This is a genomic window from Enterococcus sp. LJL90, assembly GCF_056924355.1.
In genome coordinates this window covers 226,313-242,488 of the sequence record NZ_JBXPBQ010000004.1, presented here as the reverse complement: position 1 = coordinate 242,488, position 16,176 = coordinate 226,313, and the positions used below count along the sequence as shown (strand labels likewise).

Below are 16,176 nucleotides of genomic sequence, written 5' to 3'. Positions count from 1 at the left end.
ATTTTATTAAAATAGTAGACTTGGATTGACTAGACTGTTGCCCCGCTCTTTTCTACCATTAAAAAATCAATAGCGGGAAAACAGTTACCAAGTCAGCTACTTTTGCTAAAATTATGTCAGACCTTTTCTCAATGCAAGAGGAAACTTTTATACTTAATTTAGAAAATCTGTTTCAATCATCACTGCCTGTTGAATGAGCCATTGGCCATCTACAAAAACAAAGGTTTGATTGGCAGTCGCTAGATGGTTCCGATAGTCCTTTTGCTGAGGATCTTGGTTAATTGATTTAATCTTGGTTTCAACCAGCATATGATTGTCTGCTAGTTTCAACATTTCAAAGGATTGCAATGTGTTTTCAACATCATATTCAGCAAAAAAAGTTGTCATTTCAGCTGTTGTTGCCGTTCGGGCCTCAGGAACTAATGTTTGAACATAACCTGCTACATCTTTTTGATTCGCACATTCAAGATTTTTTAATAACAGTTCTTGAGCCGCCTGCGCTGCCGGATTCGCCTGCTCTGTCAGCTGACTGGTGGTTTTTCCAGCGACAATTTCGGTAGACTTCTCAGTGTAAGCCATAATTAATGGTATGAGCATGATTAACGCAAGTAGAAATAAGCCGTATTTTTTTTTCACGGGGAGACCTCCATTTGATCAGTTTTTTTTTCAAATATTTTCCTAAATTGGCCCGGAGGCACACCGACTTCTTCCCTAAATTTACGGGTGAAATTCGCAATATCGTGGTAACCGACATCTGTGATGATTTCTTTTACAGGTTTTGAAGTCTCCAATAATTCTTGCTTCACTCGTTCAATCCGCAGAGCCTGCACATATTTGCTAAAGCTGACCTTGGCTTCATTTTTGACCATGATGCTCATCTTAGATAGCGAGACTCCAAATTTGATTGCCAGTTCCTCCAATGAAAAGCTAGGCCGCATAAAGTTTTCATGAATCGTCTGCAGAATTTCTTGATCAACAGCTTTTTCATAGGCTGCAACCTCTTTAGCAAAGCCGTTACTCAGCTCCAATGCGACAAGCGACAGCTCTTTTTCAATCGTCGCAAGCTCAATCGTCGCATTTTGATAATAGAAATCACCGGATAGCTGTGCCTCTTCCTTCATTAAAAGCAATTGGCGCAGGACATAGTGATAATAGGACTGACGCATGAAAAAAGAAATTTGCATGGACTTCTCATTTTGAACAATATCAGCAATGATTTTTTTAATTGCTGCGCTATTGCCAACTTTGATGGCTTGTTTTAAAGTTAGCACGGCTTGTTCGGGATAGGCGAAATGACTATTTTGATCAAGAGTAGCTGATTGATTAAGCTCTTGTTGATGCTCAATTTGCGCCATTAAAGAAATATAATTCAGGTTTAGTCCTTCAATTTTGGTAGCTTGATTGCTAAAGGTCAATGACAAAGTCGTATTCAGCTCTTTATTTAAAACTTGACGAAAGTCCTCTTTAACCTCTTCCAGTGACGACTCCGTTTTCTCAGAAGAATTCAGTTCTATAATAAAAACAAATTGCTTGAGATGAGTTAACTCAATACATTCCGCCTGATACATCACATCTGTATAAGGAAAGAGATTTGTCAGTAGGGATTTTGTCTGAAGATTGATGTCCGCTTTTTTAGAAAAGTCAGTCGACGTGATTCCTAGAAGATAGGCATGTTCGAGATCAATTTTTTTTCCAATCAACTTGAGCTCTTTTTGGATAGCTCCTAAGTCTGGCAAGTCACCTTTTAAAATCTGTTTCCAAAAGCTCTCATCGCGGATTTGCTGGATTTCTTTTTTTGTTGCATCCACCAAGATCGACTGCTGAAAGAGAAAATCGCCTACCTCATCAAACTGAATTTCTTTTTCCTCAGTTTGATTGTATTTGGCAATATAACGGTATAATCTATTCAAACGATATACCGGTTCATATTGGCGGTGACCATAATAAATCACCACCCCAATGCCGCTCAAAAATAAAATCAGCAAGCAGGCGATGACCAGTAGCACGACCTTCCACACCTCCCGGTTAAAAACTGCTTCAGGCACCAATGATTCAATCTGCAAACCAACATCTGCCAATGTTTTTGACTGAGAAAAATAAGCACCGCTTACTGTTTCAGACTCGGTAAAAGTTGTCGAAATTGTTTGCTTATTCAAAGTCATCAAATAGTTTTGCTCTGGTTTTTGAAAGGGCGCTAAGACCCGTTGACTGAGGCCGGTTGTTGGGATGGCAAACACAATTTTTCCTATTTTGACACCGTTAAAAACAAAAGGAACAAAATAATAAAGATTTTGCGGCTCACTGGCAAAAGCCTCCAGAACAGGCTCCTCAGAGACTAAATTTTTCCTGAAGGCCAAGCTGTCAATTTCCTGATTTTTTAACCGCTGAGAAAGTAATGTGCTAATCTCCATTGTTCCAACATTTGAGAAAACCTTCTCCTGATTGTCGTAGGTGATGTAAATATCCTCTGCAATATCTGAAAAAAGCACATACCGTTGCAGTTCCTCTTCATAAGCCATCGCTTCTAAAGGCTGCAACTCAGTTTTTTTACTCACGCTGGGATTAATCGACATATCTAAAGAAATTGTATTTAACTTTTTAAAATGCTCCTCAAGACTGGCATAGACCTGAGTCAAGCCCTCATTATTTGTGCTTTCAATTTTCAACTTCGTCTGAGAAACTACCTGCCAGATTAAAATTCCTGACAAAATTAAAAAAGGAAACAAAAAAACTGTTATGTAGGAGAGTAAAAATTTTTTATTTAACTTTGAATAAATCATCTGCAAGCTTGCGCGCATGTGCATTCCCCGCCTTCACTTTTTCTCCCAGCTGAGTAACTAACTTAGCCAGCCAATGGTACTCCTTATGTTGCTTGACTCTGTTTTTCTAAACGTAGCATGGCTTGATGACTGAACCAAGCGGTTGGTAACATCAACATTGGCACTGGCGCTAGAGAAAAGACAGGAAACATCATAAACAGCATGATGATTAAAGTTGAGCCTAAAAAAATCGCGAAAGAATTAGGAATACTGCAAAGCATTAAAAAGAAAGCCTGCTTGAAATAATCCTTTAAAGGCATTTGATAGCGAACATAACAAGGCAGCAGATAAATCAACGTCATCACAACTAAACTGACAAATATGAAGAGGGCTATCTGAAAAAAGCGATTTTCAATAAAGACACTGCTGATGCGCCAATCAAGATATAAAATTAAGCCTATCAAGACACTGATAAAACCTAAATAATTTGCGCCTTTAAAATGGCCTTTGCTCACGGCAAAAAAAGCCTTCTCCTTGAGAATAGCTACGGCCTCCAAATCCCTAAAGCCTTTGTAAAAGTATTCTAAAACCGCAGCGGTGCTAGGAAATATCCCCGTGATAATTCCCAAGCGCAGGACACTCACCACCCAAAATAATTGTAACTTTGCGACAAACAAAATCAATTCCCCTATGCGCACGCTACCTCTCGCTAAATTTTCCATCTGACAATCCCTCTTTTCTAAAACATTCAATCGATACCTGTTTTTAACTTAACTATCCAAAAAAGAAAACGCTCTTATTTTAATTTTCCGCAAAAACGCTTCCATTTAAAATAACAATTTATAAATTTTTATTAGCAACAATATACTAGCAAATATTTAACTAAATTGCACTATGTAATTCTGCTCTAAGTATGTTTTTTTCTAAAACCATTGGTTAAGTTCGCTCGTTTTTTTTGATTGCAGGCAAGACTAGTATTTTTCTAAACAAATAAAAAAATCCCTGCTGACTCATCAGCAGGGATTTAAATAACAGTTAATTAGAAATTATTTGTTTTTTAAGTTGTAGAAAGATTTCAAACCTTTGTATTCAGCAACGTCACCTAATTGGTCTTCGATGCGTAATAATTGGTTGTATTTAGCAATCCGGTCAGTTCTTGACAATGAACCAGTTTTGATTTGACCAGCGTTTGTTGCAACAGCGATGTCAGAGATTGTAGAATCTTCTGTTTCACCAGAACGGTGAGAAACTACTGCAGTGTAGCCAGCTTCTTTCGCCATTTCGATTGCTTCAAAAGTTTCAGTCAAAGTACCGATTTGGTTAACTTTGATTAGGATTGAGTTAGCGATACCTTTTTCGATACCTTCAGCTAATTTAGTTGTGTTTGTTACGAACAAGTCGTCACCAACTAATTGAACTTTATCGCCTAAAGCGTCAGTCATTTTCTTGAAGCCATCCCAGTCGTTTTCATCCAAACCATCTTCAATAGAGATAATTGGATATTTCGCAACTAAGTCAGTGTACAATTGAATCATTTCGTCAGTTGTTTTTTCGCCTTCGCCTGAATCAGCTAATACGTAAACGCCTTTTTCTTTGTCATAGAATTCTGAAGCAGCTGCATCCATTGCAAGAACGATATCTTTGCCAGGAACATAGCCAGCTTTTTCAATAGCTTCGATGATTACTTCAAAGCCTTCTTCGTTTGAACCAAGGTTAGGAGCGAAGCCACCTTCGTCACCAACTGAAGTTGCTAAACCTTTTGATTTTAAGATTCCAGCTAAAGCGTGGAATACTTCTGCACCATAACGTAAAGCTTCTTTGAAAGTAGGAGCGCCAACTGGCATGATCATAAATTCTTGGAAGTCAATTGAGTTATCAGCATGTGAACCACCATTGATGATATTCATCATAGGAGTAGGCAATACTTTAGTATTGAATCCGCCTAAGTAGTGGTATAAAGGTACTTCTAAATAATCGGCAGCTGCACGAGCTACAGCGATTGAAACGCCAAGAATTGCGTTGGCACCTAATTTACCTTTGTTAGGAGTTCCATCTAATTCGATCATAGCTTTATCAATTGCCATTTGATCGCGTACGTCATAGCCGATGATTGCTTCAGCAATCACGTTGTTTACGTTGTCAACAGCTTTAGTAACGCCTTTGCCGCCGTAACGGTTTTTGTCGCCATCACGTAATTCAACGGCTTCGTATTCACCAGTTGAAGCTCCAGAAGGAACCATTCCCCGTCCAAAAGCACCAGATTCTGTGTAAACTTCGACTTCGATTGTTGGGTTACCACGAGAATCTAAGACTTCGCGTGCGTAAACATCAGTAATAATTGACATAACTTGTCTCTCCTTTGAGTTTGTTTTATCTAAAGGGCGTACCCTTATGAACACTATTTATTGTAGAGAATATTTCTCTTTTCTGCAAATAAAAATCGTTTTTGAAAGCGAATTATTAAAAGCTTTAGCAATTCTTATTTAACAAAGTCTAACAAAGCTAGGAATGAATCAGCTTCTAAGCTGGCACCGCCGACTAAAGCTCCGTCAACATTTTCCTTGGCCATATATTCGGCAATGTTTTCTGGTTTCACTGAACCGCCGTATTGGATGCGGACAGCTTCAGAAACTTCTTTACCGTACAATTTTTCTACTGTTTGACGAACAACGCCACAAATTTCATCAGCGATTTGCGCATCAGCAGATTTGCCAGTACCGATTGCCCAGATTGGTTCATAAGCAATCACTAAGTTACTCACTTGTTCCGCTGTTAAATCAGCTAAACCAGCGTTGATTTGGCCTTCAATCCATTCAGCTGTTTTGCCAGCTTCATAGGTTTCTAAAGATTCGCCACAGCAAAGAATTGGTGTCATTTTGTTAGCAAAAATAGCTTTGGCTTTTTTGTTGATATCTTGATCTGTTTCGTGGAAATATTCCCGACGTTCAGAGTGACCGATAATCACATATTGCACACCTAGGTCAGCTAAAGCGGCTGGTGAAGTTTCACCAGTATAAGCTCCAGCATTTTCCCAGAAGCAGTTTTGCGCTGAAATTTTTAATTCAGTGCCTGCGCTGACGTTCATCAAAGTTTCTAAGAATAAGGCTGGTGAGCCAATCACTGTATCAACTTTGTCATTTGCAGGAATCTTAGTCTTAACAGCTTCTGCAAAAGCTTTTGCTTCTGAAGCTGTTTTATTCATTTTCCAGTTACCGGCGATAATTGGTTTACGCATGTTTTTCGCTCCGTTTCTTTATTAAGCTGTTGATTTTTTCTTAAAAAAGCAAGCTTATTTGTCGTTGATAGCAGCTAAGCCAGGTAATTCTTTACCTTCTAATAATTCTAAGCTTGCACCGCCACCAGTAGAGATGTGGGTAAATTTGTCAGCGAAACCTAATTGTTCAGCGGCTGCAGCAGAATCGCCACCACCGATAATGGTTGTTGCGCCTTCTAAGTTAGCAATGGCTTCACAAACGCCGATGGTCCCACGGGCAAAGTTTGACATTTCAAAAACGCCCATTGGTCCGTTCCAAACAACTGTTTTCGCACCCGCTAAAGTTTGGGCAAAAAAAGCAATTGTTTCAGGTCCAATATCTAGTCCCATTTGGCCAACTGGTACATCACCTGCGTGCTCTTCGGTCGGTACATCATTTGAAAATTCAGCAGCCGTGATTGAATCTACTGGTAAAACTAATTTGTCGCCAGCTTTTTCAATTAAAGACTTAGCCAAGTCAACTTTGTCTTCTTCGACTAAAGAGTTGCCGATTTCCATACCTTTAGCTTTGTAGAAAGTATACGTCATGCCGCCGCCGATTAAAATTTTATCCGCTTTAGGAATTAAGTTTTCAATCACGCCGATTTTATCAGAAACTTTGGCGCCACCTAAGATAGCGATCATTGGACGTTTTGGATCTTCAACGGCTTCACCGATAAATTTAATTTCTTTTTCCATTAAGAAGCCAGCAACAGTTGGAATACCTGTTGAAGCAATCCCAACGTTTGAAGCATGAGCCCGGTGAGCTGTACCGAAGGCGTCGTTTACAAAAACATCGCCTAATGAAGCCCAGTATTTGCCTAATTCAGGATCGTTTTTGCTTTCTTTTTTGCCGTCAACATCTTCAAAACGTGTGTTTTCAAAAACTAAAACGTCGCCGTCTTTCATGTTATTGATAGCATCTTCTAATTCTTTGCCGCGAGTTTCAGGAACGAAGGTAACTTCTTTGCCTAATAATTCGCCTAAGCGTTTGGCAACTGGTGCTAAAGATTTGCCAGCTTTGTCTTCTTCAGTTTTAACACGACCTAAGTGGGAGAACAAAATTGCTTTGCCGCCTTGATCGATAACATATTGGATGGTTGGCAATGCCGCTTTAATTCGAGTATCATCACCAATTACACCATCTTTTAAGGGAACATTAAAGTCTACCCGTACTAAGACTTTTTTATCTTTTAAATCAATATCTTTAACAGTCTTCTTTGCCATTTGGAGGACCTCCTGATTAATTTGTGCGTTCTTTCATTTATTCTAAATAAAAAGCGGAGAAGCGCGTCGCTTCCCCGCTTTATTAGACAATCGTCTTCAATTAGCCTTCTTAAATCTTAAAGATTTGCGAAGTATTCTAAAGTACGAACTAATTGAGCTGTGTATGACATTTCGTTATCGTACCAAGCAACAGTTTTCACCAATTGTTTGTCGCCAACAGTCATCACACGAGTTTGAGTTGCGTCAAATAATGAACCAAAAGTCATACCAACGATATCAGAAGAAACGATTTCGTCAGTGTTGTAACCATAAGATTCGTTTGCAGCATGAGCCATTGCTTCGTTAACAGAATCAACAGTAACAGGTTTGTCTAAAACAGTTACTAATTCAGTTAATGAACCAGTTGGAACAGGCACACGTTGAGCAGCTCCATCTAATTTACCGTTTAATTCAGGAATTACCAAGCCGATTGCTTTAGCCGCACCAGTTGAGTTAGGCACGATGTTTGCTGCAGCAGCACGGGCACGACGGAAGTCACCTTTAGGATGAGGTCCATCTAAAGTCATTTGGTCGCCAGTGTAAGCGTGGATAGTTGTCATCAAGCCTTCAACAACACCAAATTCGTCGTTTAATACTTTAGCCATAGGAGCTAAACAGTTAGTAGTACAAGAAGCACCAGAGATAACTGTTTCTTTACCAGTTAATGTTTCATGGTTTACGTTGTAAACGATTGTTGGCACGTCATTTCCACCAGGAGCAGAGATTACAACACGTTTAGCGCCAGCAGTTAAATGTTTTTCAGCAGCAGCTTTTGAAGTGAAGAAACCAGTACATTCTAAAACGATATCAACGCCTAGTTCACCCCAAGGTAATTCTTCAGGATTGCGGTTAGCAAGAACTTTAACTTCTTTGCCGTTTACGTTGAAAGAACCTTCATGAACTTCAACAGTTCCGTTGAAACGTCCTTGAGTAGTATCATATTTTAACAAGTGAGCTAACATTTTAGCGTCTGTTAAATCATTGATTGCTACTACTTCGATTCCTGCTACATCTTGGATACGACGGAATGCTAAGCGTCCAATACGTCCAAATCCATTAATACCTACTTTAACTGTCATTTAAGATTTCCTCCTTATGAAAATCACAAATTAATTTATTTTAAAGGGAGAACCCTTTTAAAATCTCGTTTGCCGCAGCTTCATCCGTGATGAGCCACGTTTGTTGTGGAGCATTTTCTAAATAGGCACGAATCGCCTTGCCTTTTGATTTTCCGCCAGCGATGGCATAAATCAAAGGAACTTTTTCTAAATCCCGCAGCTGAATACCGACTCGGGGAACTTTGTAAACCACTTCGCCATTTTCATTGAAAAAATAACCGAAGGATTCTGCAACCGCATGTTTTTGACGCAGCATCACTAATTCTGCTTCACTCATCTTGCGGCGGGCTGCCATGTGCAACGCACGACCAATACTGTGAATCACGCAATTGGCTTGGCTGATTAATCCCAGTACACCATGAATTGATGGTTCTTGCAACAATGATTCATAGGTTTGCCGACTCAACTGCTCCGGCACATAAAGTGCACGGTGTTCGCCGCCAGAATTTGCTGCCATCACAGCACTGACAGAGTTGGCTTGAACCGACAATGCTTCGCCGATACCACCTCTAGCCGGTACAAAAATATTGTGTCGCTGACTGGTTTCCAAGTTTTTCAAATGTTGGGCAACTTTTGCCATCGTCGTACCACCCATGACTGCGATAATATTTTCGCCTATGGGTAAGTTAACATTTAATACATCCGACAAAGCAGAACCAAATTCCGAAATAATTTCTTCATGGAGATCACTATCTCCTTCAAGAATTAGACAACGTTCAATTGAAAATTGCTTGGCGATTTGCTGCTCTAGCTGATCCATGCCCTTCAAGTTGTTCATCAACTTTTCCAGCTGGCGAAAAACTTTTTGACCTTTTTTGGTTAAGGACATGCCGCTTTTCGAACTGTGGATTAACTCAAGCTCTTTTAATTCATCGGTCTCGGTACGCAATACCCGCTCTGTCATTCCTAAATTATCGGCGAGACTTCGCCGGCCAATCGGTTGTTGCCAGTAGATAGCTCTCAGGACTTGCACGCGTTCTTGTAGAAGTTTAATCATTTCCGGAGCCACTGCTTCAATCAATTTCAAATCATCAAGCATTGTTTTCTCCTTAGTAGGACAATTTTTGTCCATAGTAGACCAAAAACGACCCATAGACCTCAAAAAAATTCGGATGGGAAAAATTTTAAACTTTTTCTTCCTCATTCCTACAAAAATTATTCTACCAGTTTGCCTCAAAAAAAACAACCGAAAGCCTATGTTTTTTTGTGAAAGAGTTGTAAAGTTTTTATGAAGCGAATTGTCAGAAAATTGCGAACTGTTTTATGGGAAATAATTCGCTAAAATTTTTTATGCAGCTGTTTCCTAACTACTTCTAAATACAAAAAAGAACCCGCAGAAAAGATTGACTTTTCTGCGGATTCAAGACAAAATGAATTTAGCTTTACGCGCCCTGAGGGAATCGAACCCCCGTCTCAAGAACCGGAATCTTACGTGATATCCACTACACTAAGGGCGCGGCACGAGTTATAGTTTATCCGACTTAGCAAAAAAAAACAAGAGGAAATTTTAAAAATATGAAATTTGAACAAAATTTTTCACAACAACAGCGGCAAACCCAAAAGCTGGCAATGACTCAGCAGCTTCAGCAATCCTTGCAGGTCCTGCAATTTAATACTGAAGAACTGGTAGATTACTTGGATAATATGGCCTTAGAAAATCCTTTGATTGAAGTGATCGAGCCAAGCTTTGTGGCAGATTATGGCCGCGGTTCTGGTGCCAGTCAAGCAGGCTTAGACATTATTAATCTGGTGTCCCAAGACCGGATTTCTCTTTTTGAATATTTGATTCAGCAAATCCATTTAAATTATCGGGATACGTTTTTACGAAGTCTTGTTTTATATTTAGTAGAATATATTGATTTGAATGGCTATTTGAAAATTTCTTTGGAAGAAGCTGCGGAACAAACCGGTGCCGGTGCTATTGAGCTTTTGGATGCATTGACCTTGATTCAGCAATTAGAACCCGCTGGTGTGGGGGCCCGTGATTTGCAGGAGTGCCTGATGCTGCAGACAGAGCGGGATGACTATGCCCCAGCCCTAGCTTATATTATTTTAGAGGAAAATTTTGAAGACTTGGTTGCCCGGCGCTGGGAAAAAATCGCCAAAAAATTTGCGATTGAATTGAAGGATATTCAACAAATTTTTGACTATCTGCAAACCTTGACCCCTTCTCCCGGCAGTGGCTTTAGCCAAGAAACCGAACAATATGTCGTGCCTGATTTATCCGTCAAAGTTGTTGAAGGCCAAATTAAAATCAGTTCCAACCGCAAAGGTCAACCAGAAATAAAATTTCAGGAAAAATATTTTTTACGGATGCAGGCTAAAGCGGATGATGAAACGCTGGCCTATTTAAAAGGCAAGCAACAGGAATACCAAACGATGAAAAAAATGATGCAACAGCGGGGAGATACTATTTTACGGGTCGGTACCGTCATTGCCCAAGTTCAACAGCAATTCTTTTTAGATGACAGGCGTCCTTTGCGACCATTAACGATGAAGGAAGTCGCTGAAGAACTTGAGATTCACGAATCAACCGTTAGTCGCTCAGTTAATGGCAAATATCTAGAGACCGATTTTGGCATTTTTGAATTAAAAAATTTCTTTACCAATCGGATTAATGAAGCCGGCAGCGATGACCAAAGTGCAGACAGTGCCAAGCAGGCCATTGCCCAATTAGTCGCTGAAGAAAATAAGCAAAAACCTTTATCGGATCAAAAAATTGTTGATTTATTAAAGGAAAAAGAGATTCAAATTTCCCGCCGAACAGTCACTAAATATCGGGAAGCATTAGGCATTCAAAGCTCCTCCAAGCGCAAAAGATTTGATGCCTAAAAGATATTGCCGGACTGTTACCACGTATTTTTTAAATAATTTCAATTTTAAGGAGTTCTATGACTATCTTCTTTGCAATCTGTATCGGTCTATCCATCGGCGTCATCGTTGGTTTTTTCAGCGGCGTGATTACCCGGAAACAAAAAAGTAAAGCACAAAAGACCAATAAACTCTTAAGCTTAATGCCACAACTAAAAAAAGCCAATCCCTATATCATTATGGCTGCTTTTCTACTTTTAGGCATTGGTCTTATTTGGACTGTTTATTACCTCGTTTTAGGCATTCTAGATCCAGCGCAAACCGGTTATGCCACGAATGTTTCCCAGCTAATTGTTTCAGTTCTAACTGTCTTCTCAATTATTGTCGCCTTCATTCAATTTCTGACCGAGAAAAAATAAACTGGTATCACTTGATGAACCCAACTTTTTTCTAAACTCTTTCATTAACTATTAGTTTATTTTCAGACAGCTGGTCTGGCCTTCATTTTGAAGTGACTGCCAAAAGTTAGCTTTTTGGTTCGACTTTTGACAGTCGCTTTATGCAATTGAAGTCCAGTAGCTGTCTTTTTTTAGATAATGGACAGCTTGTAAATTATTTTGTAAGCTAAGTTCAAGCTTAGCATGTTTTTACTGAGTTAGTAGCTATCAAAATGCTGGCAACAATACAATCAAATTTATTATCGAGAAATGAAGGAAAGTGATTTTTTGACAGAGAATAAACAAGACCTGCGCTTTTATCGCACTAAACGCAATATCTTAAATGGTATGATAGCTTTATTAGAAAGAAAAAGCTTTGAAAAAATAACTGTGAAAGATATTTGTCAGGAAGCCGAAATCAGCCGCAGTGCCTTTTACTTACATTATGTTGATAAATATCAAATGATTGAGGCGTATCAAAAAGAATTGATTTCACAGATTAATCAAGCCACACTTCTTAAAGAAAATCTTAGCGTCAAACAGATAATTACTGAACTATTAACCTTCTTTACCGCTGAAGGCAAATTGCTGGCTTTGCTGATTTCTGATCGGGGTTCAATCGAAATTCAAAATCACATCAAAGAAGCAATTACCGCCAATATGGTAGAAAATTTGCTGCCCCGCATTCAGAATATTCAGCTGCAATCTCCCCTTGAACAAAAATATTTTACTGCCTATCTCAGCAGTGCGCAATTCGGTGTTTTTCAGGCTTGGATTAACGGCGGTCAGCTAGAATCACCTGCTGAAATGGCAGCCATCATCGCACAAATTAATAAATTCGACATTCGCTAAAAAATGTAAAAAAAACTGCTCCAAAAGTTTTAACAGAGAATAACTGAAACCAAAATTAGTTTCCATTACTCAGCTGTTTTTACTATTGGAACAGTTTTTTTACTGGCTATTCTTCTTCAGAAAACTCTTCGTCTTCATCCTCATCATCAAAGTCGTCGTCATCATCATCGTCTACGATGGTTAAGTCTTCTTCAATGCTGCCCGGCAATTCTTCTTCATCATCGCCATTATCGTCAGCGCCGATTTCCTTCAAGTCAGAATTGTATGCTGCGATTTCTTCATCGTCATCATCATCGTCATCATCAAAGTCTTCATCGTCTTCATCAGCTAAATCAGTATCTTCAGGGTCATCGTCGTTGTAATCGATGGCGTCTTCATCATCTGTGATAAAGGCGTTAACCTTTTTGCGTTTTTTACGACGAGGCGTTTCTTCATCTTCATCAATGGCTGGCGAAACTTCTTCATCAATCGAGTCAATCGCATACCATGAACGCAGCGCCCAACGGTTATCCCCTAAAGAGATAAAGCTACCGTCGATGTTTAAATCTGTATAAAATTGAGCTAAGGAGTCGCGAATTTCTAAATCTGATTTACCAAGATAATTTTGAATCTCGTTTACTAAATCAGAAAAATCCATTACGTCAGCATTAGCCTCTAAGATTGCGTGAGCCACTTCAATCATTGACAACTCATTTTTATTTAATCCTTCAAATACACTTAATTCCAAAGGGTACACGTCCTTTCGCAGTCTATCCTTTATCATACAAAATACTGCCTTAAAATGCAATATTTAGTTCGTCAAAAGGCCAATTAATTTTATTTTGAAATTCACTCCATACATCAAGCCGTAAATTTCAAAATAAACTGATACTCACCGATTTGTTCTCCCATTGAAAATAAATCATAATCAACTGAAACTTCACCAGAAACTGGCCGGTCTCTTAAGCTAAAATGCAGATTTTTGGCGTAGGTCGTCAATAAAAACATGCCGTAAATCGTCCGATAGCTAGTTTCTAATTTTTCCTGATAGCCAAAGCGCAGTCGTGTACGAACATCGCCGTTGCGGGATAATTGAACTTTACCGTCGGGATAAACTTTCACGGTCACCGGCACCTCTCGGCCATCCTCCTGTGCTTCTTTATAACGAATATAAAAGGTTGTGCCGATTTGAACGATTTGACCGGGGATTTCAAAGTTGAATTCTTCAACTTGACCTTGTTGTTTAATTTTTGTCTGTACGATAATTGATACAGGAATACTTTGTGTTAAATCCATAATTCTGATGCTCCTTTATTCAACTTACTTATCTAGTCTATTTTCGATAGAAAGTCAGTATTTGTCAATCATTTGCGATTATTTTGCTGGAATCCTCGCCTTTTTATAAAAAAACCGAAACAGAATGTAAAAAATCATGATTTTCAGCGATTCCATTTTGACAATCTGCCCACTTCATGTGAAAATCGAGTTATTAAAAGGAGTCGAATAACCTTTATGAAAAATATGATTGTCTTGGATCAAGCTATTTTAGCGCCGACTGCGGCCTTTGAACCTTTTGCTTTAACGGATACTTTAACGGAATTTGCCGGCGAAAATCAACAAGCATTTTTACATTTTTGGCAACTGCCAAATTGTTTTATTTTAGGCATGAAAGATACCCGAGTGACAGACTTAGCTGCCGGTATCGATGTGATTCAGGCTGCCGATTATCAGCCAATCGTTCGCAATGCTGGGGGCTTAGGTGTGATTGCTGATGCGGGCATTTTAAATGTCTCGCTCATTATACCAAAGGCTGATTTATCGATTGATGGCGGCTATGAATTGATGACCGCCCTTGTTAAAACGGCCTTCCCCACAAAAAAAGAAATTATCGCCAAAGAAATTGCTGATTCATATTGTCCGGGAAAGTTTGATCTCAGCATAGAAGATTTAAAATTTGCCGGCATTGCCCAGCGGCGGATTAAAAATGGCATTGCTGTGATGATGTACCTCAGTGTCACTGGCAATCAACTAGCCCGTGGCGAAATGGTCAAAGAATTTTATCAGGCGAGTCTCAAAGAGCGCTTTGGTCTTGAAGGCTATCCGGCGGTGCGCCCCGCCAGTATGGAAAATTTACCAGTCTTACTCGGGGAAAACTTGACAGTGCTAGCTTGCAAGGAACGCTTTTTAAGTGCTGCTGAAAAAATGTTCTCTACTGAAGTTGCCTTTCAACAAGCGGATAAATTTTTAGCTGAGACCGATAATCTCGAGCGTTTTCAAGAAAAAATTACCAGTATGCAGCAACGAAATTTACTCTTAAAGGAGCTTTAAGATGACCCAATACAAAGATCAGCTGCTGCCGATGGAAAAAGTCTTCCGCGACCCAGTCCATAATTATATTCATGTGCAGCATCAAGTGATTTTAGATTTAATTAATTCAAAGGAATTTCAACGCTTGCGGCGGATTAAGCAATTAGGCACTTCTTCTTTTACTTTTCACGGGGCGGAACACAGCCGCTTTTCCCATTCGCTGGGGGTTTATGAAATTGCTCGGCGCATCTGTGATATTTTTGTGCGGAATTATTCCCAAGAAAAAATTGGACCAGATGGCTGGGATGACAGCGAGCGATTAGTGGTTTTGGCGGCCGCACTGCTCCACGATGTCGGTCACGGTCCTTATTCCCATACCTTTGAACATATTTTCCACACAAATCACGAGGCCATTACAGTAGAAATTATCACCTCACCTGAGACTGAGGTCTATCAAATTTTAAATCGGGTGGGGGCCGGCTTTCCCGAAAAAGTCGCCAGCGTGATTACCAAAAAATATCCTAACCCACAAGTTGTTCAAATGATTTCCAGTCAGATTGACGCTGATCGGATGGATTATTTGCTGCGGGATGCCTATTATACCGGCACTGAATATGGGACCTTTGACTTGACTAGAATTTTGCGGGTAATTCGGCCCTACAGCGGTGGCATTGCTTTTTCAATGAATGGCATGCATGCCGTCGAAGATTATATTGTCAGCCGCTATCAGATGTATGTCCAAGTCTATTTTCATCCGGTTTCTCGGGGAATGGAAGTCATTTTAGAACATTTATTAAACCGAGCAGCCAAGCTGTATCGTAAAGACCCGAATATTTTTAACGGGCACTCGCAATTGCTGCTGCCGTTTTTAAAAGAAGATTTTTCGTTAGCTGATTATTTAAAATTAGACGACGGTGTCTTAGGCACTTCTTTTATTCAATGGCAGGAGGAGAGTGATGCGGTCCTCAGTGATTTAGCCCAACGCTTTTTAAATCGCAAACCTTTAAAATCTGCCACATTTGTTAAAGGCAAAGACAATCAAACTCTGGTAGAATTAGAACAGTTGGTGGAAAAAGTTGGCTATAATCCAAAATATTATACAGCAATTAATTCCAGCTATGACCTGCCCTATGATTTTTATCGGCCAGAGGAAAATCGCCACCGCACCCAGATTGAAATTATCCGCAAAGATGATTCTCTAATCGAATTATCTCAGCTCAGTCCGCTAGTTGCGGCTTTAGCCGGACAGACTCAAGGGGATCAGCGTTTTTATTTTCCAAAAGAAATGCTCGCTCCTCAAGAGGATACCAGCTTGTTCTCAGAAACTTACCAACAGTTTTCCCGCCATATTAAAAATGGCGCAATTGAATAAATTTTTAGAAACGGAGTAAATT

General features: G+C 39.5%; 15 protein-coding genes and 1 tRNA gene. 5 read left to right on the top strand and 11 right to left on the bottom strand.

Annotation, left to right across the window (positions count from 1 at the left end):
* Positions 1–153: 153 nt before the first annotated feature.
* From AC1Z3S_RS11285 to AC1Z3S_RS11245, 9 genes are all read right to left on the bottom strand, one after another.
* Complete coding sequence (locus AC1Z3S_RS11285; protein ID WP_461740453.1) at positions 154–636, bottom strand: hypothetical protein; 483 nt, start codon at positions 634–636, stop codon at positions 154–156.
* Positions 633–2,798 carry a helix-turn-helix domain-containing protein gene (locus tag AC1Z3S_RS11280; RefSeq protein ID WP_461740452.1) on the bottom strand — a complete coding sequence of 722 codons (2,166 nt, stop codon included), beginning with the start codon at positions 2,796–2,798 and terminating at the stop codon, positions 633–635. The genes AC1Z3S_RS11285 and AC1Z3S_RS11280 overlap by 4 nt, the downstream gene beginning before the upstream one ends.
* A 65-nt stretch (positions 2,799–2,863) precedes the next feature.
* Entirely contained in the window at positions 2,864–3,481 is a 618-nt protein-coding gene (locus tag AC1Z3S_RS11275) for a YesL family protein (RefSeq protein WP_461740451.1), read from the bottom strand.
* A gap of 324 nt (positions 3,482–3,805) precedes the next feature.
* Positions 3,806–5,104 (bottom strand): phosphopyruvate hydratase, encoded by a 1,299-nt coding sequence (gene eno, locus AC1Z3S_RS11270; protein WP_265459026.1) that lies wholly within the window; start codon positions 5,102–5,104, stop codon positions 3,806–3,808.
* 134 nt (positions 5,105–5,238) lie between these two features.
* The gene (gene tpiA / locus AC1Z3S_RS11265) at positions 5,239–5,994 is read right to left on the bottom strand and encodes a triose-phosphate isomerase (RefSeq protein ID WP_461737799.1); all 756 of its coding nucleotides are present in this window, start codon (positions 5,992–5,994) and stop codon (positions 5,239–5,241) included.
* Positions 5,995–6,048: 54 nt separating this feature from the next.
* Positions 6,049–7,239, bottom strand: a complete 1,191-nt coding sequence (locus AC1Z3S_RS11260; protein ID WP_461740450.1) for a phosphoglycerate kinase — start codon at positions 7,237–7,239, stop codon at positions 6,049–6,051.
* 116 nt (positions 7,240–7,355) lie between these two features.
* On the bottom strand, positions 7,356–8,357 hold the full coding sequence (gene gap, locus AC1Z3S_RS11255) for a type I glyceraldehyde-3-phosphate dehydrogenase (protein WP_461737801.1): 1,002 nt from the start codon (positions 8,355–8,357) through the stop codon (positions 7,356–7,358).
* Between the two features lie 40 nt (positions 8,358–8,397).
* Positions 8,398–9,435 (bottom strand): sugar-binding transcriptional regulator, encoded by a 1,038-nt coding sequence (locus tag AC1Z3S_RS11250; RefSeq protein WP_461740449.1) that lies wholly within the window; start codon positions 9,433–9,435, stop codon positions 8,398–8,400.
* 346 nt (positions 9,436–9,781) lie between these two features.
* Positions 9,782–9,853 (bottom strand) — tRNA-Arg (locus AC1Z3S_RS11245).
* A gap of 58 nt (positions 9,854–9,911) precedes the next feature.
* Here AC1Z3S_RS11245 and rpoN point away from each other — a divergent pair.
* The 3 genes from rpoN (at position 9,912) to AC1Z3S_RS11230 (ending at position 12,496) form a co-directional block, all read left to right on the top strand.
* Positions 9,912–11,228, top strand: a complete 1,317-nt coding sequence (gene rpoN / locus AC1Z3S_RS11240) for an RNA polymerase factor sigma-54 (RefSeq protein WP_461740448.1) — start codon at positions 9,912–9,914, stop codon at positions 11,226–11,228.
* A gap of 59 nt (positions 11,229–11,287) precedes the next feature.
* Positions 11,288–11,626, top strand: a complete 339-nt coding sequence (locus tag AC1Z3S_RS11235) for a hypothetical protein (RefSeq protein WP_461737804.1) — start codon at positions 11,288–11,290, stop codon at positions 11,624–11,626.
* Between the two features lie 306 nt (positions 11,627–11,932).
* Positions 11,933–12,496 carry a TetR/AcrR family transcriptional regulator gene (locus AC1Z3S_RS11230; protein WP_461740447.1) on the top strand — a complete coding sequence of 188 codons (564 nt, stop codon included), beginning with the start codon at positions 11,933–11,935 and terminating at the stop codon, positions 12,494–12,496.
* A gap of 106 nt (positions 12,497–12,602) precedes the next feature.
* Here the strand turns inward: AC1Z3S_RS11230 and rpoE are convergent, their stop codons facing one another.
* Together rpoE and AC1Z3S_RS11220 are read right to left on the bottom strand one after the other, a co-directional pair.
* On the bottom strand, positions 12,603–13,223 hold the full coding sequence (gene rpoE / locus AC1Z3S_RS11225; RefSeq protein ID WP_461740446.1) for a DNA-directed RNA polymerase subunit delta: 621 nt from the start codon (positions 13,221–13,223) through the stop codon (positions 12,603–12,605).
* Positions 13,224–13,336: 113 nt separating this feature from the next.
* Positions 13,337–13,771, bottom strand: coding sequence for a YwiB family protein (locus AC1Z3S_RS11220; protein ID WP_461737807.1), 435 nt, complete (start codon positions 13,769–13,771; stop codon positions 13,337–13,339).
* Between the two features lie 216 nt (positions 13,772–13,987).
* On the opposite strand from AC1Z3S_RS11220, the gene AC1Z3S_RS11215 reads away from it, so the two are divergent.
* Both AC1Z3S_RS11215 and AC1Z3S_RS11210 read left to right on the top strand, forming a co-directional pair.
* On the top strand, positions 13,988–14,803 hold the full coding sequence (locus AC1Z3S_RS11215; RefSeq protein WP_461740445.1) for a lipoate--protein ligase family protein: 816 nt from the start codon (positions 13,988–13,990) through the stop codon (positions 14,801–14,803).
* Between the two features lies 1 nt (position 14,804).
* Positions 14,805–16,154, top strand: a complete 1,350-nt coding sequence (locus AC1Z3S_RS11210; protein ID WP_461740444.1) for an HD domain-containing protein — start codon at positions 14,805–14,807, stop codon at positions 16,152–16,154.
* Positions 16,155–16,176: the final 22 nt, after the last annotated feature.

Excerpts from the sequence above, each read along its gene's own strand:
- AC1Z3S_RS11280 (WP_461740452.1), bottom strand. The coding sequence starts at position 2,798 with ATGCGCGCAAGCTTGCAGATGATTTATTCAAAGTTAAATAAAAAATTT.
- AC1Z3S_RS11275 (WP_461740451.1), bottom strand. The coding sequence starts at position 3,481 with ATGGAAAATTTAGCGAGAGGTAGCGTGCGCATAGGGGAATTGATTTTG.
- eno (WP_265459026.1), bottom strand. The coding sequence starts at position 5,104 with ATGTCAATTATTACTGATGTTTACGCACGCGAAGTCTTAGATTCTCGT.
- tpiA (WP_461737799.1), bottom strand. The coding sequence starts at position 5,994 with ATGCGTAAACCAATTATCGCCGGTAACTGGAAAATGAATAAAACAGCT.
- AC1Z3S_RS11260 (WP_461740450.1), bottom strand. The coding sequence starts at position 7,239 with ATGGCAAAGAAGACTGTTAAAGATATTGATTTAAAAGATAAAAAAGTC.
- gap (WP_461737801.1), bottom strand. The coding sequence starts at position 8,357 with ATGACAGTTAAAGTAGGTATTAATGGATTTGGACGTATTGGACGCTTA.
- AC1Z3S_RS11250 (WP_461740449.1), bottom strand. The coding sequence starts at position 9,435 with ATGCTTGATGATTTGAAATTGATTGAAGCAGTGGCTCCGGAAATGATT.
- rpoN (WP_461740448.1), top strand. The coding sequence starts at position 9,912 with ATGAAATTTGAACAAAATTTTTCACAACAACAGCGGCAAACCCAAAAG.
- AC1Z3S_RS11235 (WP_461737804.1), top strand. The coding sequence starts at position 11,288 with ATGACTATCTTCTTTGCAATCTGTATCGGTCTATCCATCGGCGTCATC.
- AC1Z3S_RS11220 (WP_461737807.1), bottom strand. The coding sequence starts at position 13,771 with ATGGATTTAACACAAAGTATTCCTGTATCAATTATCGTACAGACAAAA.
- AC1Z3S_RS11215 (WP_461740445.1), top strand. The coding sequence starts at position 13,988 with ATGAAAAATATGATTGTCTTGGATCAAGCTATTTTAGCGCCGACTGCG.
- AC1Z3S_RS11210 (WP_461740444.1), top strand. The coding sequence starts at position 14,805 with ATGACCCAATACAAAGATCAGCTGCTGCCGATGGAAAAAGTCTTCCGC.